Origin of the sequence: Geomonas ferrireducens (assembly GCF_004917065.1) — a bacterium.
In the GTDB taxonomy this organism is placed as follows: Bacteria; Desulfobacterota; Desulfuromonadia; order Geobacterales; family Geobacteraceae; genus Geomonas; species Geomonas ferrireducens.
The window spans coordinates 1,814,998-1,832,251 of sequence record NZ_SSYA01000001.1 but is presented as its reverse complement, the minus strand read 5'-3'; the positions used below and the strand labels follow the sequence as shown (position 1 = coordinate 1,832,251).

Genomic DNA, 17,254 nt, shown 5'->3' with positions numbered 1-17,254 from the left:
ACTATCTCGCCAACTTACAAGGGCTTACAACTAATCACTGTGGGCCCTTTGTTTTTATGCAACCTCTGGTGCAACCTCCAAGCGTGAAATGAAACGTGTTGCGGCGCGGTGGTTTGGCACCAACTCGCGTGCAATTTGGCACTGAAAAGAATACCGACCCGACCTCGAAAACATCTACCAAAAACAATGCGGGTTCCGCCTCCTAAATTTTGAGTAAAACCCGCATCCACCACACGTTAGTTATAATCCATCTAGTACAATAGGTTTACAACCCCACCACCATCTTTGTATTTCAACTTCCCATCTGCTGAGTCTACGAATATCGAGTAGTTTGCAGCACTACCAGCAGGACACATGCCCATCTTTATCTGATTTCCGTTGTTTGTCCCTGGTGTACCGTTGGTCAGTGTACCGTTCATAAGAATGTGGGTAGCTGCTGTAACAGCACCTTTGGATGTCACCGAAGGAAACGTGTAATTCCCAGATATGTCTGCAAAAGTAGTTTCTGCGGTTCCTAGAGAGGAGTATGTTGCAACAGCATTACTGATGTTTGCTAAGATTCTGCTACCAGTATAAATTTGCCCCCTTGAGCCGTTATATATGCCGATCGATCCGGCCGGAGTAGAGCCATTAAAGGCATTATTCTCAACAATGGTAAAGCTTTCATAGTGAATGCACCTGATATTCTGTGTAGCATTAATTGCGAACTTACAGCCAGACACAACCGTCCCATATCCGGCTACTCGAAGCATAGCATTATTACCATACCCTACCGGGCCTTTTGACTCTTCAAAATAAACGCCCATAAGGGTAGCCGTACCATGCAGATACATCTCGTTGATAACGTTTGTCTCATACACCCCACCTATGATATTCAGCTGAGACGATGACCATTCTATTCCAATAACATTACTTTCCGCTTGGCAGTGAATAAATTCAGAAGCAGGGTTCGGATTCCCTGTAGTGTTTTCGTAGAACCCGTTGCCGTAGTTAGCCTTAGCGTAACAATTCACGAAACGCTGTGAGAAAGCAGTTCCATCCGTGCCATCGCAGTAGTAGCCGTGGTGGTTACCTGTCAAATAGACGTTTTCAAAATGCATCCAAGCTGCGGAGTTATGGACCCATATCCCATGACCGGATGTAGTACCATTGCCCTCTATCTTGAAGTTTGACAGTACTGACCTATTACATCCCGGCCAAGCACTCCCGTTGAAATATAATGCTGAACTGTTAGCACCTGTCAAATTATAAATACCAGAGTTCATCCCAGCACCGACAATCCTGATCGTTTTGGTTACAGTGATCTGTTTTGATACCGTATAGAAACCAGAGAGCCTGACATAGGCTGTCGTGCCCTCTGCAGCAGTAATTGCGGCCTGTATAGCTGGCGCACTTTCGGTGCCAGATGCAGCCCCCCACCATTCTGGGCGGACCTCGTTAACTGAACCTGAACTAAAAGTAACCGTTCCGGTGCCTCCAAAGGCCGAATGGTTATCGGCTAAAAAACTGGAATCAGAACTAAAGGTAAGAGTCTTGCCTGCGGCAATATCAATCCTACCTCCTGCAATCACTTTGACGGCACGGCTACCGCTTACGGTCATACTATTAATCGTCATCGGTTTAGAAATCACAATGGTTTTGCCAACAGTGCTCGGTGAAGCCAGCGCAGTGGAGAGATCCTGGAAACCCGCGGCGTCGATTCCCCAGGGGCCGCTAGTATTGGATGGCGCAGCAAAAGCACCTCCACTGGTAAACATGACTAGGAACAGAATCAGCGCTATTTTTCTCATTTCAATTTCTCCTCTTAAATTGTCTGCCAGTTAGTGCCGCCTTTTACTATTTCGGCCCTATCCCCGGGGAGCAAAGAAATACCTGCAACGCCATCTATCATAAGGACATCGGCCGCATCAATTATAGCTTCTCCTGGCCTATGTTTTGACTTTGTAACGCTTAAGCGCCCCGACTGAGCCATACACCGGGAGGTGATAAATCGTGGCACCTGCGGGTGATGCCTCATGGGCGAATTTATCCTGAGCGCTCCCCTAAAAGCCGCTATCACCATGTGCCCGCCACTACAAACAGTTCAAGACTGATCAAGTCATCCACGAAATGCATGCCAAGTCGCTCGAACAGCCTGCACGATCCGTAGCAGGCATTCCAGAGGGTACGATCGAGATCGAAGGCTGCATGAGCCTGGATGCCGCCGTCATCTTGCGGAGCGATCATCGCAGGGATGCGGATCTCTCGGGTGACATCTCTTATTTTCAACTTTCCTGTGACAATCCCTTTGACTGCGTTTAACGAATTCTCTTCCCTGGTTTCCCATCCCGTCGAGGTGAACGAAGCTGTCGGAAAACGATCCACAGCGAAGAAATCGTCAGATTTAAGGTGGCGGATCAGCATGTCGCGCCAACCATCATCCTGCAGATCCAGATTGGAAATGCTGGTCATGTCCAGTTCGATATGCCCTCGGGAGAGCTTTCCGCCTATGATGGACAGTTCTCCCCCCTTGATGCCGATGCGGCCGTAGTGCCGTTTGTTCAGGTTTCGGCCGATCCACTCCATGGTGCTTTTTTCTGTGTCGATCCGGTAGGTGCCATCCCGCAACCCCAATGGGGCCGCCTTTTCTTTTACCTCGAGCGGCAGTCCTTCCCTGCGCCAAGCGGCAAGCCCGCCGGCAAGCACCGAGACCTTGGCGTAACCGGCTTGCTGCAGCCGCTCATAGGCCAATTCGGCGGATCGGGTCGTGCCGGTAGCGTCGTAGAGGATCATTTCCTGATTTCGATCAGGGACCAGTTCGGCGATCTGATCGAGAAAGGCAACCTCATAGACACAGGCGTTCAGGGCGCCGGTCACATGACAGGCGGCATAATCCTCCGGCGTCATCACATCTATCACCACGGCACCGTTCTGGAGGCTCAGCATCATTTGGTTGGATGACAAGGTATGGCTCATAGCACTAGCTCCTTCTCGCGATGTTCAACTAGAACCTGCAGGTCAGTCGGGTCGTCACATAGTCAACATCCTCTCCGGGGCCCGTCTGTTTCAGGAAGGGGCCCGCAAAAAAATGACCGTGAATTGCTGCGAACAGCAGGTGACAATCAGACCACCGTACCGAAAAGGGCGCCTATTGCCGCGGTGACCGCCATTGCCAGGGCTCCCCACAGAGCAACACGAACTGCCCCGACAACAACGCTTGCCCCCCCGGCTCGTGCGGCCAAAGCGCCCAGAATCCCCAGACACAAAAGTGAGCCGCCTGCCACCACGGGAATGAAATAGGCAGATGGACTGAACAAGGCGATGAGTAGCGGCAAGGCGGCCCCCACTGAAAAAGTTACTGCAGATGCCAGTGCCGCCTGCAGGGGACGGGCGATGACTATTTCCGAAATTCCCAGTTCATCGCGCGCATGTGCCTCTAGCGCATCGTGTGCCATAAGCTGCTCGGCGACCTGCATGGCGAGTGAGGGATCAAGTCCTCTCCTGACATATATGGCCGCCAGCTCCCGGCACTCAGTCACAACGTCCGTCTTAAGCTCACGTCGCTCACGGTCAAGGTCGGCCTTCTCGGTGTCGGACTGTGAACTGACGGACACATACTCTCCCGCCGCCATTGACATGGCACCAGCCACCAAGCCCGCTACCCCCGCTAAGAACACATTACCGCGCACTGCGTTGGCGGCTGCCACCCCCACAACGAGGCTTGCAGTCGAAAGGATTCCGTCGTTTGCGCCAAGTACCGCTGCCCGCAGCCAACCGATCCGGGTTGCGTAGTGCTGCTCCAGATGTTTAGGCATCCTCCCCACCTTGGTTTTGTTATTGGTTCCATCGCACGCCAGGGTCCCGGAGTTTCCAAGCGTTCCTGCCGTGCTTTCGAGCCGGAACATAATAGGGGGGCAGGCCGGGCGCCTATCCCCCCACTGGGGACACATCTGACATTGGCGAAATACTAACTACGCGGAAAGCTTTGCGGCGATTGTGGCCACGTTTTTACCTTGGAAGCGCGCCGCGGCCAGTTCGTTGTCGGTCGGAAGCCGTTCTCCCTGCGTCCCAGCTATCGTGGAAGCCCCATAGGGAGAGCCGCCGGTGATTTCATCGTTGCGCATCTGACCGCCAAACGCATAGGGAAGACCGACGACCACCATACCCTGGTGGAGGAGGAAGGTATGGAACGTGAGAATGGTCGATTCCTGACCGCCATGCTGGGTAGCCGAGCTGGCGAAGACGCTTCCCGCCTTCCCGACCAGCTTCCCTTGCAGCCAGAGACCGCCAGTGGCATCCAGGAATTGCCGCATCTGTCCGCACATGTTGCCAAAACGGGTCGGGGTACCGAAGACTATCGCGTCGTAGTCGGGGAGTTCCTCGACGGTGCAGACCGGCACATGAGCAAATGCCTTCTGCGCCTCAATTGCTCCCATTTTCTCCAACACGTCATCAGGGAGGGTTTCAGGCACACGCTTTAACACTGCCACCCCTCCGGGCAATTCCCTGACCCCTTCGGCCACAGCCTCTGCCATCCGGTGTATGTGACCGTACATTGAATAGTAAAGCACGAGTACTTTCATAGTGTCCTCCGATCGTAAGATGTTTGATTGCAAATACGGATAAAACATAGACGGTTAACGGATATGGATTATACCATCCATAGACCTGCAGTCGAGGTGGGTATGGATTCTGGACTCCGGGTTTTGTAGCGATTTCTGACGAATGCTGCATAGCCCAAAGATCTGTTTGACAGCGTAACTAGGCACTGGAACAGTTGTTGCGGTGGCTTCCCTTTGGAAGCCAGTCACTATGACGTGATCTGGACGCAGATCGTCAAACTTAAACTGAAAACAGGCATAGCCACCAGCCGTTTGCCGGTTCAGGCGGACCGTGTGACCCGAACTCCGGACACCATTACCAGCGGCGCTGAGGCTGACGACACGGCCTGAACCATCCTCGGTGCACTAGGCCGTGCCGACATAAAAAGAGCTATAGACATAGAAAAGCCGGTCCCGGGTGCTCAAGCAGTTGCTCCCAGGGACCGGCTTTTGTCGCAATCTTTCAACTGTCCTTCACGGCCTTGACGAACCGGCCGAAGGCCTTGTTCTTCTTCCAACGACCAGACCGTACCTGCTCGCCAGTTGAGCTAGAACGCCGGGATGATCGCAGCCCCGTATTTCTCTTTGAGGAATTGCTTCAGCTCGGGGGACTGCAGTGCGGCAACCAGCTTCTTGATATCCTCGCGCGCCTCCTCTCCCTTGCGCACCACGATGATGTTGGCGTAGGGAGACTTGGCGTCCTCGCGCACGACGGCACTCTGCGGGTCGATCTTGGCGTCGAGGATGAAGTTGGTGTTGATCACCGCGCCGTCGACATCAGGAAGAGTCCGGGTAAGCTGCGCGGCCTCTACCTCGACAAACTTGATCTTCTTCGGATTCTCCACGATGTCCTTCGGCGTCGCCTGGAAGTTGGAGATGCCCGGTTTCAGCTTGATGAGCCCCTGCTTCTCCAAGAGTGCCAGGGCGCGGTACTCGTTGGAGGGATTGTTGGGAACCGCGATCTGCGCGCCGGTTTTCAGTTCGGCGATGCTCTTGATCTTATTCGAGTAAAGGCCGATCGGCTCCACGTGGATGCTGCCGGCCACCTGGAACTGGTACTTCTTCTCCTTCACTACGGCCTCCAGGTAGGGGACGTGCTGGAAGTAGTTGGCGTCGATTTGCTTCTCGGCGAGCGCCGGGTTTAGCTGCACCTCGTCGTCGAAGGTCACCACTTCGAGATTCACGCCCTGCTCCTTCAATTTCGGTACGACGAATTTGAGGATGTCCGCGTGCGGAACCACCGCCGCCCCTACCTTCAGGGTCTTTCCTGCCGTCGACGCCGCACCTTCGGCGCCCTTACCGGCCTCTCCTTCCTTTTTCTTGCAACCCGCCGCAGCCACTACAACCAGGGCCAGGGCGACCAAGGCAAGGCTCAGCCTGCCGTTAAATCTGCTCATCATCTTTGTGTTCCTCCGTTTGGATATAAGGCCCTTTAGCCGAGCCGGTGTTGGTTTCTATTGATCCGTCGCGCCAGTCGATCGCCGCTCCACTGCACCCCCTGGACAAAGATGACCAGAATGAGAACGGTCGCAAACATGACGTCTTCCCGATAGCGCATATAGCCGTAACGGATGGCGAGGCTGCCGAGCCCGCCGGCCCCGATCGCTCCTGCGGTCGCCGTGAACCCGGTTATGGTGATCACCGCGAGGGTCAGACCAAGCACAAGCGAGGAGAGCGCCTCGGGAATCAGTACCTTTCGCACGATCTGCAGCGGCGTGGCCCCCATGGCGAGGGCCGCTTCCACCTTGCCGCGATCAACCTCCTTCAGGCTGTTCTCGATGATGCGGGCGAGAAAAGGGGCTGCGGCGATGGAGAGCGGAACGGCAGCGGCCGTAGCCCCCAGCGTGGTCCCCACCAGAAAGCGGGACAAAGGCAGCAGCAGCACGATCATGATTATGAAGGGGAAGGACCGGGTGATGTTGATCACGGTGCCGAGGATGCGGTTCAGTCGCGGTGACTCCATGACGTGGCCGGTCGAGGTGATGACAACCAGCACCCCGAGAGGGAGTCCCAGCACGACGGCCGCGACGGTGGACAACACCACCATGTAAAGGGTTTCTCCGAAACCGGTCAGTAGCATCGGAATCAGGTCTTCATTCATCTTTACCACCTCCTCTCTCCTGCTCTAGATGCCGGCGCCGGATCCCTGCAGCAGCGTGCTGTGCTCCAGGAAAAGTCTCATGGTCGCGCTGGAGGGCGCGGAGAATACCGCATCTACGGGCCCGGACTCGACGATCTCGCCGCGGTCCAGGACCGCTACCTTCCCGCAGATCTGCCGGATCACGCTCATTTCATGGGTAATGAGGACGATGGTGAGGCCAAGTTTGCGATTGATGTCGGCCAGCAGCTCGAGGATTGCCCTGGTCGTCTGCGGGTCCAGCGCCGAGGTGGCCTCATCGCTTAGGAGCACTTCAGGGTGGTTGGCGAGGGCGCGGGCGATGCCGACCCGCTGCTTCTGCCCGCCGGACAACTGCGCCGGATAGCTGCCGGCCTTGTCTGAGAGCCCGACTAGATCAAGAATCTCCGCGACCCGCCGCGCGATCTCCTTGCGGGGGAAGCCGGCCAACTCAAGCGGGAAGGCGACGTTGCCCTGTACCGTCCTCGAATCGAGCAGATTGAAGTGCTGGAAGATCATGCCGATCTTCTTGCGGGCCTCCCGCAACTCGTGTGTTGCCAGCCCGGTGATCTCCCTTCCGTCGATGACGATACTACCGCTGTCCGGCTCTTCGAGGCGGCTCAGGCAGCGGATCAGGGTGGACTTCCCCGCTCCGCTCAGTCCGATGATGCCGAAGATGTCCCCTTTTTCTACCTGAAGGGTCACGTCGCGTAGCGCGTGATACGATCCTCGCGGCGTATGGTACTGCTTGTTCAGGCTGTCGATGGTAATCACTTGCCCCCCGTGACCGCGGGCTGACACAAAAAAGATGCCGAGGGAGGCTTTCTTCCACCTCCAGCTCTCTGTCCAGCTTCCGGCGTCTCCGACTTAAACTTTTAACTTCGGAGACTTATATCAAATTTGACAGAAGAACTCAACTTTTAATCAGAGCATAGTCCCTCTTCAGCGGCGTGATTTAGCGCCGTCCCGCGAAGGCGCGCCCGCGGCTCGACCACGTGCAGCATCGTTTGGCGGCAAAAACGGCGCCCCAAAGGCGTGACAGCCGCGATGACTGCGGAGCGGTTATCCAAATCCTCCCGCTTTGGTCTCCTTGAATTCTCTGTACTTAAAAACCCTACCATGGACATCAACAATGGCGGTAAGTTTAATATCACAGTGCATCTCGAGTTCTTGCAGTTGTTCGATCGCATAGTCTCCTACCGCGTCCTGCAATTCACTTATCGTGAAAAACAATGACAAACCTTCATCAAATTCTTCATTCGTTACACTATCAGACCATTTCATAAACTTCCGGCGCTCGCTTGGCGGCAGCTTCCTCGCCATGATTTCCGTGAGAATGGATTTGCTTCCTGCCATACCGTCCTCCCCTAATATTCAGTTGACTTCCGCTGTTTGATACGGTGCCCGCTTCCGAATCGACTGTGACGGGTCGCCATGGTGGAAAACCGCACTTCTCACGTTAAACTTTAACAACAATTTCATTCCAGGAGGATGCCATGCTCAAATCTTCCTCAGCTTCATACATACGGAGCTATGACAGGGCAATCAGACTGATTCAGAGGCATCTGGGCGACAGAATCAGTATACCATTCCGCCTCCAACTGCAGGGTTGTTCTTACCAATTCGGCGACGCCCCCCCGTTAATCTCATTCACGATCAACGACCGCAACGGGTTGGCTGCGCTTTGCAGTTTCGATGAGCTTAAGTTCTGTGAAGCATACATGTCCGGCAGCATCGATATCGAAGGGGACATGCTGCAGCTCCCGGGTTTCAGAAGCATCTTGACCGACAGGCATGTACTCGACTATCTGTTGAGCAGGATGCTTCCATTGTTCATCGGCCAGACGCACACAAACCAAAAGGCCATTGCACGCCACTACGAGCGCGATGAGGACTTTTTCCTTACCTTCATGGACGCAACCCGCTGCTATTCGCAGGCGGTGTTCGAGCGGGATGACGAAAAACTGGAGACCGCCCAGTTACGAAAACTCGAATTTGCCCTTTCCTCCTGTCTTGTGAAGCCGGGGGATCGGGTCCTCGATGTAGGTGGAGGATGGGGAACCTTTACGGAATATGCCGGCAAACGCGGAATCCGCGTCACCTCGCTGACAATTTCCGGACAGTCCGAGCAGTATATCAAGGATGTAATCCTGAAGTTCCAACTCCCCTGCAAGGTGATTTATCAGGATTTTTTCGACCACGCAGCAACCGAGCCCTACGATGCCATCGTCATTCTGGGTGTAATGGAACACCTCTCGGATTACCATGCCGTTATGCGGCAGTTCCGGAAGTTGCTGAAGCCTGGTGGAAGGGTGTATCTGGATGCCAGCGCCTATAGGGAAAAGTATTCAAAGCCTACTTTCATCTCACGGCACGTTTTCCCGGGCAATCACTCCTATTTCTGCTTGCGCGAGTTCATAAAGGAAGTTGATAAAACCGAATTTGAGGTCATGTCCGTCCACAATGATCGTCATAGCTACTACCTTACCTGTAAGGCATGGGCGGAAAACCTTGATGCTGCCAAAGATGTCATTGTGGAGCGCTGGGGAGAAAGGCTCTACCGTACGTTCAGACTTTACCTATGGGGCTCCGCTCATTCTTTCTTAAACCACGGATTGGAAGCCTACAGGGTGGTGTTGGAACGACCGGCCGAGGCGAACTTGCGTCGTCAGTAGCGTGCCCCCCCGGTTATGAGGAGCGTTGGCGCACCGGGGCGTCACACGGCGGGGCTTTTCAAGTTCCTGCCCATGTGGCGGAAAAACAGCCTCTTCACTACTTCCACAGACAGAAGATAGGCGAGCAATATGGAGGTCAGGATGAGAAAAAAGAACGCCGGCGGCGCCACAAAGCCAAGGTGAACCCCCATGGGGGTGAACGGCAACATCACGGCCACCGTCACCGTCATCAGCGCGAAAAACACGAGCCATGGATTGGGCCGGCTCAGGAAAGGGTTTTTGCGGGTGCGGATAATGAAGATAACCAACACCTGAGTGGCCATGGACTCCACGAACCAGCCTGTATGGAAGAGCGCTTCCCCGGCATGGAAAACTTCGAGCATCACGTAAAAGGTTAGGAAGTCGAAGATCGAGCTGACCGGTCCGACGGCCAACATGAAGTTGCGGATGAAGTTCATGTCCCAATGGCGCGGATGGCTCAGGTCGTCGTCATCCACCCGGTCCAGTGGAATCGGAAGCTCCGATACGTCGTAGAGGAGGTTGTTGAGCAGGATCTGCACCGGCAGCATCGGGAGGAAGGGGAGAAAAAGCGAAGCCCCGGCCATGCTGAACATGTTGCCGAAATTGGAACTGGTGCCCATCATGATGTATTTCATGATGTTGCCGAAGGTGCGGCGCCCTTCCAGGACGCCGGCGTGGAGGACCCCCAGGTCCTGCTCCAAAAGGATCATGTCGGCGGCCGCTTTCGCCACGTCCACGGCGCTTTCCACCGAAATACCGACGTCGGCGGAATGAAGCGACGGGGCGTCGTTGATGCCGTCCCCCAGATAACCCACCACATGCCCGCGCCTCTTCAGGGCGAGGATGATGCGGTTTTTCTGAGCCGGTGACACGCGGCAGAAGAGGTTCACCTGCTCCGCCCGAGCGGAGAGTGCCGGATCGTCCAGCCGCTGCATTTCCGCCCCGGTAAGCACGCCGGTTACGGGCAGCCCGAGTTGGGAGAAGATGTTCTGGGTCACCAGTTCGTTGTCGCCTGTTATGATCTTGACCGAGACGCGATCTGCCGCAAGTCCCGCCAGGGCAGCTTTCGCGCTGACTTTGGGCGGGTCGAGAAAAGCTGCGAACCCCGCAAAAACCAGTTCCGATTCATCGCCTACCACCGCATGAGGATGGTCCGGACCAACCTGCCGCGAAGCGATCCCCAAAACCCGGAACCCCTCCCGGCTCAGCGCCTCGAACTGCGCGTCGATGCCGGAGCGTGCCGCCGTATCGAGGGGATGCGACTGCGTCCCTCCATCCGTCTCATATCGCACCGAAAGCCGCAGGATATCCTCCGGGGCCCCCTTTACGACGAGCAGCCTGTTCGCGCCGTTGTCAAGGAGCACCGAAATCCGGCGACGCTCGAAGTCGAACTGCACCTCATCGATCTTCTTCCAGCCGCTGACCACGATCTCGCCATGCTCCAGGATGGCGTCATCCAACGTGCTCTTAAGCCCGGTCTCGAAATAACTGTTGTAGTAGGCCAACTCCAAAACCCGCTGGCTTTCTTTTCCAGATGGATCCAGATGGCGTTCCAGGTGGATTCGGGCCTCCGTCAAAGTGCCGGTCTTGTCGGTGCAAAAGACATCCATGCTCCCTAAGTTGTGGATCGAGCCGAGCCTTTTCACTATCACCTTGTTGGCCGCCATACGCAGCGCACCACGCGACAGGGTCACCGATACGACCATGGGCAGCAGTTCGGGGGTGAGCCCCACCGCGAGAGCCACGGCAAACAGGAACGATTCAAGCCAGGGGCGGTGGAAGTAGGCGTTCACCAGCAGCACGAACAGTACAAGAAGTACCGTCATGCGCATGATGAGGATCCCGAACCGGTGGGTTCCCTCCTCGAAGGCGGTGGGTGGCGCCTTTGCCAGCAGGGTATCGGCGATCCCGCCGAGCTCCGTCTCCTGTCCGGTGCTGCAAATCAGCACCTTGGCGGTGCCGCTTACAACCGACGTCCCCATAAGCACGCTGTTTACTGCGGCGAGCACTTCGGGCTCATCCGGCAACTCGGCCGGGGATTTTTCCACTGGAAATGCTTCCCCGGACAAAAGCGCCTGGTTTACGAAAAAGTCCTTTGCCTCCAGCAACCGCCCGTCACCCGGCACCAGATCCCCGGCGGCAAGCAGCACCACATCACCCGGCACCATCTCGGCAAATGCGATATCAAGCACCCCACCGTCGCGCAGCACCTGTCCGCGCACCGTCACCGACTGGCGCAACCGATCGGCCGCCTGCCCGGCCCGGTACTCCTGGACGAAGTCGAGCGTGACGCTGACAAGGACGATGATGCCTATGATGATGAAGCTTGTTGCGTCGCCGGTGAAGGCGGAGAGGGCGCTGGCGGTAAGGAGGATTATGACCAGGGGGTTCTTGAACTTGGAGATGAATTGCAGGAACAACGCCTTTTTGGGCTCACCATGGATGAGGTTGGGGCCGAACCGGGCCAGGCGTAAGGACGCCTCGGCGCGGTCTAGTCCGTCAGGGCTCGAACCCAGCGACTCTAAAAGCACCGGGATCGATAGTTGCCAGAAGGAGGGAACCGCTTTGACCGTAGGTGCAGGCATGATGAGTTTCTCCGTCCATCAAGGCTTCCACGCTCTTAAGACCGGCTGCGCTGCCACCAAAGTTTCGCCTTCTCGTCCCGGCGCTCCTGTAAATCGACTGTTCGGAGATCACTTACCGGGTAGCGCCTGCTCGTGAAAGTGTGCGCTCTTGTCACATTGAGAGCCCGCCACTCTCACGGCAGTCGCCGTGTACAATTGTAACATGTTCGCCGGCAGGTATAATCTAGTGAGGGTACAGTACATGAAAGCTTCACCCAATCGTACCACCACCTCTGCCTGCAAAAGCCTCCTGCAAATCCAAGCAGCACTACCGGCAATGAGAAAGGGGCCTCGAAATGACCAAGATCGAATTAACCGAGACGGAAGCCGGCATTCTGATGGAAATACTGGAGTCGTCTCTCTCAGAACTGAGAACTGAAAAGATCGGCACCGACAACAGGGCGTGGCACGTGGAAATGGCCGAACGCGAGAAATTCCTGATGCATCTTATCGATCGCCTCCAAAACTAACGATGAAAAGGGTGATCAGACCGGACAAACCGGAACCGTCCTTACGTGCAGTGAGGGCAAATGTCGAAATCGTCTGAAAGAAATGAGACCGGACGTCTTGAGGCCTTCAGCGATGGCGTCTTCGCTATCGCGATAACGCTTCTGGTTCTGACCATACAGGTGCCCAAGCCTTCCGCCCTGCATGCCGGCGACAGCCTCGGTTCCGCTTTGTTGGCTTTGTGGCCTCACTACCTCGCCTTCGTAACGAGCTTTGCCACAATCCTTGCGAAGTGGGTCAATCATCACCGCATCTTCACCTTTGTAAAACGAAGTGATCATACTTTCTTGTACTTGAACGGTTTAACACTTCTGCTCATCACGTTTCTCCCTTTTCCTACGGCTCTGGCCGCCGAGTACCTGCTCCATCCCGAAGCAAAAGTCGCCTCGGCGTTTTTTTCTGGGACTTTCTTCGCGATAGCGCTGGCCTTCAAGAGCTTGTGGCATTATGCGTCAAAAGGCGGGAGGCTGATTGGAACAGGTCGAAGCGCCGACGCTGCGCACGTCGAGCAAATCAGGAGGCAGTTGAGCTTCGGGCCTACCATGTATCTTGCGGCTTTCTCTATTTCTTTCGTTTCGGCGACGATGAGCGTTTTGTTCTGCCTCTGCATTGCGGTCTTCATAGGTTTCAAAGGGTGGCCCCAAAATATCCCCCCCTGATCCATGCACGTCTCGAACAGCGTGCCCGACCTACCTATCCGTTTTACGCCCGCCTCAAACCGACCTGATAATCTCCTCGACCCGTGCGCCATCGAGCGTTTCCTCTTCCTGCAATGCCGCCGCCAGAGCGTCAAGTAGAGCCCTGTTCTCAGACAAAAGCCGGTCGGCAAGTTTTTCACTGTTGCGGATGATGGCGGTGATCTCCTGGTCGATCTTCCAGGCCATCTCTTCAGAGAAGCCCTTCTCTTCGGCGAGTTTGCGTCCCAGAAAGGGGTGTTCTTCCCCGCGGGTGAAAGCCACCGGCCCGATCTTTTCACTCATGCCCCACTGGCAGACCATCTTTTCGGCGAGGTCGGTGACCACCTTCAGGTCGTTTTGGGCGCCGGTCGAGGCTTCGCCAAAGACCAGACGCTCGGCAGCCCTCCCCCCCAAGGTCACACAGATGCGGTTTTCCAGATAGCTGCGCGGGTAATAGTACCGGTCATCCTCCGGAAGTTGCTGGGTGACGCCCAACGCCATGCCGTGGGGGATTATGGTGACCTTGTGAATGGGATCGGTGCCCGGCAGCAGTTTGGCAAGCAGGGCATGCCCCGACTCATGGTAAGCGGTGAGTCGCTTCTCTTTCTCGGAAATGACCATTTTCCGTTCCCCCCCCATGAGGAGCTTGTCCTTCGCCTGCTCGAAATGGACCATGGCAACCGCCGGGGCCTTCTCCCGCGAAGCCAGAATGGCCGCTTCATTCACCAGGTTTTCCAGATCGGCTCCGGTCATGCCGGGGGTACCCTTGGCGATGGCTATGAAATCGATCCCCTCTGCCATGGTGATTTTGCGCGCATGAACCTTGAGGATCTTCTCCCGGTCACGCCAGTCCGGCCGCTCGATCACCACATGCCGGTCGAAGCGACCAGGCCGCAACAGCGCGGGATCAAGCACGTCCGGGCGGTTCGTCGCCGCCAGCACGATCACCTCTTCGTGCCGGTCAAAGCCGTCCATTTCGGAGAGGAGCTGGTTCAGTGTCTGCTCCCGTTCGTCGTGCCCACCGCCAAGGCCCGTGCCGCGGCTGCGACCCACCGCATCGATCTCGTCGATGAAGATGATGCTTGGAGCACCTTTCTTGGCATTGGTGAACAGGTCCCTGACCCGGCTGGCTCCGACTCCGACAAACATCTCGATAAACTGGGAGGCCGAGATCGTGAAGAAGTTGACCCCCGCCTCGCCTGCCACCGCCCGCGCCAGCAAGGTCTTGCCGGTACCGGGGGGGCCGACCAGGAGGATCCCTTTGGGCACCTTTCCACCAATTTTGCGGAACTGATCAGGATTTTTCAGGAAATCGACGACCTCCTTTAACTCGATCTTGCTGTTTTCCATGCCGGCGACGTCCTCAAACGTGACATCGACCTTCTCCCCGGTGCCGTACACCTTGGCACCTGATTTGGCGAAGCTGCCGAACATGCCTCCTGTCCCCATTTGCTTGCCGAGTTTGCGGGAGACGTACCACCAGACCCCGATGATGAGCACCCAGGGCAGCATGGAAATGAGAAATGTAACGAGCAACGATGACTCCTGAGAAACGGCACTGATTTCAACGTTGCGTGAGGCGAGCTCGCCAAGCAGCGCCGGATCAGCTACAGCAGGCATCGTAGTGGTAAAAGCGCCCACCTCCCGAGCGACCTCTTTACCTTGCACCATTTCAACAATCTTGATCTTGCGCAGGAATTCCCCGCGAACGCCGGTCCCCTTGAAGCTGACCTTCTTGAGGTTATTGCCGGTCAGTTCGGCACGAAAGCGGCTGTAGCTGATCTGGGCTGTCTGTCCGGCATCACGCAGCATGTAGCTGTAAAAGATGTTAAACAGCATGAAAACCGAAATTATGTAGATAACCGTGCGCCAGGATTGCTGTTTCATGGGCTTTCCTTCGGATGGCCAGTTTTTCTGTGTATGAAATTATATACCTACACATTCAATAAAACAGGGCTTTGTGAGAGAAGCGCGACAGAAGGAGCTGGACAAAGAAAATCAGCACCACCTGCAAACTGTGGCATTTCAGTGATTGACACAGGCACTTTTGGTATAATGAAGGCTTGGGACAGCAGTACTACGATGGAGGTGGGACATGAACATAGCCAAGACAGTCATCCGTTCGCTCTGTGTCCTAACGCTCGTCGCAAGTCTTTCAGGCGTGACTCCCGCACTTGCGGCTGAGGAGAACCCAGCGGGGGATCTCTCCAAGGACCTGAAGGAGATGCCGGTTCTTACCGGAGAAACGTGGCAGACCCTTCAGCCTGAGGCTAAGATCACTTTCGTATGGGGCATCGGACACGTGGTGACCATCGAGGAAAACGTGAACCAGCGGCACCCTGAGCTCAAAAGACAGGGATTCGCTGCAAAACTGGCTGAAGGTCTCCGTGGCGTCCCCATGGAGACCATCATCAAGGACATCGACGGTTACTATCTCGCAAATCCCGATGATCGCGATCTTCCGGTCATGCGGGTGATCTGGACGCAGATAGTCAGACCTAAACTGAAAACGGGCATAGCCGACCAGCCGTTCGCCGGTTCAGGCGGACCGTAGGCCGGCGAGGAGGCAGCGCATGAGAGCTATGAGATATCTGGCCGTCGTGCTGCTGGTGGCATTTAGCTTTGGGTGTGTGGGAATGTCGCGCCAGCAGCAAAGTACATTAAGCGGTGGCGCCATAGGTGCCGGCGGCGGCGCGTTGTTAGGTGGACTCTCGGGCGGAAGCCCCGCAGTCGGTGCGATTCTTGGCGGCGCAGCGGGCGCCCTGACAGGGTTCATCCTCGGAGACCCCAACTCCGGACACCGTTACCAGCGGCGCTGAGGCTAACGGCACGGCCTGATCCATATCCGGTGCATGCGGCCGTGCCGACATAAAAGAGCAACACACATAAAAAGCCGGTCCCGGGTGCTCAAGCAGTTGCTCCCCGGGACCGGCTTTTGTCACTTCAGTCTTTCAACTGCTCCTTCACCGATTTGATGAACCGGCCGAAGGCTTTGTCCTTTTTTCTCTTCTCTTCGTACGACATGCCGTAGAAGTCAGATTCCTTCTTGAGCTTGAAGTAACTTGCATAGCGCTCTTCACTCAGGTCACCGCGCTCGACGGCAGCGCGGACGGCACAGCCCGGTTCGCGCTCATGGGTGCAATCCGCGAAACGGCAAGCTCCAGAGAGGGATTCGACGTCGGCGAAACCTCCGGCCACCCCGTCGTCGGCACCTAGAAGCCCCAGTTCGCGCATGCCGGGCGTGTCGATGAGCATGGCTCCTCCGTCCAGAAGGATTAGCTGCCGTCGCGTGGTGGTGTGCCTTCCCTCCCCCGTACCGCTGACCGTTTTCGTGTCGAAGGCCTCCCGCCCCATGAGGTTGTTGATGAGCGTAGTCTTCCCGACACCGGATGAACCGAGCAGGCAATAGGTTTTGCCGGGAGTGAGCATCTGCCGCAGTTCGTCCAGGCCGGTGCCGGTGATGTTACTGAGGGGGAACACCCGTGTCCCGGTTTCGGCTGAAACCGCCTGGAGTTTTTGCTCCAACTCGTCCTGGGGGACCAAGTCAGCCTTCGTAAGCAGGATAACCGATTCGACGCCGCCGTCTGCGGCCATGACCAGGTACCGGTCCAGCCGACGCGGGTTGAAATCGAACCGGCAGGACTGGACGATGAAGGCAATGTCTATGTTGGCTGCGATCATCTGGAAGTCGGCACGGGTGCCGGGCGCCTTGCGCCGCAGGAAAGTCTTGCGCGGAAGGACCTCGTGGATCACCGCCGAGGCACCGTCGTCATAGTACTGCACGACCACCCAGTCCCCCACGCACGGCAGGTCGACGGTGCTCTCGACTTGGTAGGAAAGCTTGCCGGTCAGCTCCGCAGTCGCTTCCCCCGCCTGGCTTCTGATCATGTAGGAACCGCGGTCCACGGCCGTGACCCTGGCGAAGCTCCATCCGTCGGGAAGAGGACTTCCGTCGTGAGTTTCCAGCCATCCTGCTGGTCCCATAGGGTTGCTTTCCATAAAAACCGCCTCTTATCGTTAACTTTCCGGCACTTTAGACCAGTTGCGTTGGCCT

16 protein-coding genes are annotated in these 17,254 nt (G+C 56.3%); 5 read left to right on the top strand and 11 right to left on the bottom strand.

Going from position 1 to position 17,254, the window contains the following annotated elements; translation table 11 throughout:
* Positions 1 to 251 precede the first annotated feature (251 nt).
* From E8L22_RS07965 to E8L22_RS07930, 8 genes are all read right to left on the bottom strand, one after another.
* A complete protein-coding gene (locus E8L22_RS07965; protein ID WP_136524635.1) occupies positions 252 to 1,790 on the bottom strand; it encodes a right-handed parallel beta-helix repeat-containing protein in 1,539 nt (512 codons plus the stop codon).
* A gap of 265 nt (positions 1,791 to 2,055) precedes the next feature.
* Complete coding sequence (locus E8L22_RS07960; protein WP_136524634.1) at positions 2,056 to 2,955, bottom strand: YceI family protein; 900 nt, start codon at positions 2,953 to 2,955, stop codon at positions 2,056 to 2,058.
* A gap of 146 nt (positions 2,956 to 3,101) precedes the next feature.
* Positions 3,102 to 3,794, bottom strand: a complete 693-nt coding sequence (locus tag E8L22_RS07955; RefSeq protein ID WP_136524633.1) for a VIT1/CCC1 transporter family protein — start codon at positions 3,792 to 3,794, stop codon at positions 3,102 to 3,104.
* A gap of 156 nt (positions 3,795 to 3,950) precedes the next feature.
* The gene (wrbA, locus tag E8L22_RS07950; RefSeq protein ID WP_136524632.1) at positions 3,951 to 4,562 is read right to left on the bottom strand and encodes an NAD(P)H:quinone oxidoreductase; all 612 of its coding nucleotides are present in this window, start codon (positions 4,560 to 4,562) and stop codon (positions 3,951 to 3,953) included.
* A 566-nt stretch (positions 4,563 to 5,128) separates the two neighbouring features.
* The gene (locus tag E8L22_RS07945) at positions 5,129 to 5,980 is read right to left on the bottom strand and encodes a MetQ/NlpA family ABC transporter substrate-binding protein (RefSeq protein WP_198420127.1); all 852 of its coding nucleotides are present in this window, start codon (positions 5,978 to 5,980) and stop codon (positions 5,129 to 5,131) included.
* A gap of 32 nt (positions 5,981 to 6,012) precedes the next feature.
* Positions 6,013 to 6,681: a methionine ABC transporter permease gene (locus E8L22_RS07940; protein ID WP_136524631.1), complete on the bottom strand. Its 669-nt coding sequence runs from the start codon at positions 6,679 to 6,681 to the stop codon at positions 6,013 to 6,015.
* Positions 6,682 to 6,705: 24 nt separating this feature from the next.
* Entirely contained in the window at positions 6,706 to 7,470 is a 765-nt protein-coding gene (locus E8L22_RS07935; RefSeq protein ID WP_136524630.1) for a methionine ABC transporter ATP-binding protein, read from the bottom strand.
* Between the two features lie 288 nt (positions 7,471 to 7,758).
* The gene (locus E8L22_RS07930) at positions 7,759 to 8,052 is read right to left on the bottom strand and encodes a hypothetical protein (protein WP_136514863.1); all 294 of its coding nucleotides are present in this window, start codon (positions 8,050 to 8,052) and stop codon (positions 7,759 to 7,761) included.
* Positions 8,053 to 8,192: 140 nt separating this feature from the next.
* Between E8L22_RS07930 and E8L22_RS07925 the strand changes: the two genes are divergently transcribed.
* On the top strand, positions 8,193 to 9,371 hold the full coding sequence (locus E8L22_RS07925; RefSeq protein ID WP_136524629.1) for a class I SAM-dependent methyltransferase: 1,179 nt from the start codon (positions 8,193 to 8,195) through the stop codon (positions 9,369 to 9,371).
* Positions 9,372 to 9,412: 41 nt separating this feature from the next.
* Here E8L22_RS07925 and mgtA read toward each other — a convergent pair whose 3' ends face one another.
* The gene (gene mgtA / locus E8L22_RS07920) at positions 9,413 to 11,977 is read right to left on the bottom strand and encodes a magnesium-translocating P-type ATPase (protein WP_136524628.1); all 2,565 of its coding nucleotides are present in this window, start codon (positions 11,975 to 11,977) and stop codon (positions 9,413 to 9,415) included.
* Between the two features lie 335 nt (positions 11,978 to 12,312).
* On the opposite strand from mgtA, the gene E8L22_RS21375 reads away from it, so the two are divergent.
* Positions 12,313 to 12,486, top strand: coding sequence for a hypothetical protein (locus E8L22_RS21375; RefSeq protein WP_162604795.1), 174 nt, complete (start codon positions 12,313 to 12,315; stop codon positions 12,484 to 12,486).
* 60 nt (positions 12,487 to 12,546) lie between these two features.
* A complete protein-coding gene (locus E8L22_RS07915) occupies positions 12,547 to 13,182 on the top strand; it encodes a TMEM175 family protein (RefSeq protein ID WP_136524627.1) in 636 nt (211 codons plus the stop codon).
* Between the two features lie 54 nt (positions 13,183 to 13,236).
* Here E8L22_RS07915 and ftsH read toward each other — a convergent pair whose 3' ends face one another.
* The gene (gene ftsH, locus E8L22_RS07910) at positions 13,237 to 15,087 is read right to left on the bottom strand and encodes an ATP-dependent zinc metalloprotease FtsH (protein ID WP_136524626.1); all 1,851 of its coding nucleotides are present in this window, start codon (positions 15,085 to 15,087) and stop codon (positions 13,237 to 13,239) included.
* Between the two features lie 208 nt (positions 15,088 to 15,295).
* Between ftsH and E8L22_RS07905 the strand changes: the two genes are divergently transcribed.
* Both E8L22_RS07905 and E8L22_RS07900 read left to right on the top strand, forming a co-directional pair.
* Complete coding sequence (locus tag E8L22_RS07905) at positions 15,296 to 15,754, top strand: hypothetical protein (protein WP_136524625.1); 459 nt, start codon at positions 15,296 to 15,298, stop codon at positions 15,752 to 15,754.
* 19 nt (positions 15,755 to 15,773) lie between these two features.
* Positions 15,774 to 16,019, top strand: coding sequence for a hypothetical protein (locus E8L22_RS07900; protein WP_136524624.1), 246 nt, complete (start codon positions 15,774 to 15,776; stop codon positions 16,017 to 16,019).
* A 124-nt stretch (positions 16,020 to 16,143) separates the two neighbouring features.
* On the opposite strand, the gene rsgA is transcribed toward E8L22_RS07900, so the two are convergent.
* Positions 16,144 to 17,199, bottom strand: coding sequence for a ribosome small subunit-dependent GTPase A (rsgA, locus tag E8L22_RS07895; RefSeq protein WP_136524623.1), 1,056 nt, complete (start codon positions 17,197 to 17,199; stop codon positions 16,144 to 16,146).
* Positions 17,200 to 17,254: the final 55 nt, after the last annotated feature.

What these genes read in the sequence shown, in the direction of transcription:
- E8L22_RS07945 (WP_198420127.1), bottom strand. Translation starts at nt 5,980, where the DNA reads ATGATGAGCAGATTTAACGGCAGGCTGAGCCTTGCCTTGGTCGCCCTG.
- E8L22_RS07905 (WP_136524625.1), top strand. Translation starts at nt 15,296, where the DNA reads ATGAACATAGCCAAGACAGTCATCCGTTCGCTCTGTGTCCTAACGCTC.
- E8L22_RS07915 (WP_136524627.1), top strand. Translation starts at nt 12,547, where the DNA reads ATGTCGAAATCGTCTGAAAGAAATGAGACCGGACGTCTTGAGGCCTTC.
- E8L22_RS21375 (WP_162604795.1), top strand. Translation starts at nt 12,313, where the DNA reads ATGACCAAGATCGAATTAACCGAGACGGAAGCCGGCATTCTGATGGAA.
- E8L22_RS07960 (WP_136524634.1), bottom strand. Translation starts at nt 2,955, where the DNA reads ATGAGCCATACCTTGTCATCCAACCAAATGATGCTGAGCCTCCAGAAC.
- mgtA (WP_136524628.1), bottom strand. Translation starts at nt 11,977, where the DNA reads ATGCCTGCACCTACGGTCAAAGCGGTTCCCTCCTTCTGGCAACTATCG.
- E8L22_RS07955 (WP_136524633.1), bottom strand. Translation starts at nt 3,794, where the DNA reads ATGCCTAAACATCTGGAGCAGCACTACGCAACCCGGATCGGTTGGCTG.
- E8L22_RS07900 (WP_136524624.1), top strand. Translation starts at nt 15,774, where the DNA reads ATGAGAGCTATGAGATATCTGGCCGTCGTGCTGCTGGTGGCATTTAGC.
- E8L22_RS07940 (WP_136524631.1), bottom strand. Translation starts at nt 6,681, where the DNA reads ATGAATGAAGACCTGATTCCGATGCTACTGACCGGTTTCGGAGAAACC.
- ftsH (WP_136524626.1), bottom strand. Translation starts at nt 15,087, where the DNA reads ATGAAACAGCAATCCTGGCGCACGGTTATCTACATAATTTCGGTTTTC.
- E8L22_RS07965 (WP_136524635.1), bottom strand. Translation starts at nt 1,790, where the DNA reads ATGAGAAAAATAGCGCTGATTCTGTTCCTAGTCATGTTTACCAGTGGA.
- E8L22_RS07930 (WP_136514863.1), bottom strand. Translation starts at nt 8,052, where the DNA reads ATGGCAGGAAGCAAATCCATTCTCACGGAAATCATGGCGAGGAAGCTG.
- wrbA (WP_136524632.1), bottom strand. Translation starts at nt 4,562, where the DNA reads ATGAAAGTACTCGTGCTTTACTATTCAATGTACGGTCACATACACCGG.
- E8L22_RS07925 (WP_136524629.1), top strand. Translation starts at nt 8,193, where the DNA reads ATGCTCAAATCTTCCTCAGCTTCATACATACGGAGCTATGACAGGGCA.
- rsgA (WP_136524623.1), bottom strand. Translation starts at nt 17,199, where the DNA reads ATGGAAAGCAACCCTATGGGACCAGCAGGATGGCTGGAAACTCACGAC.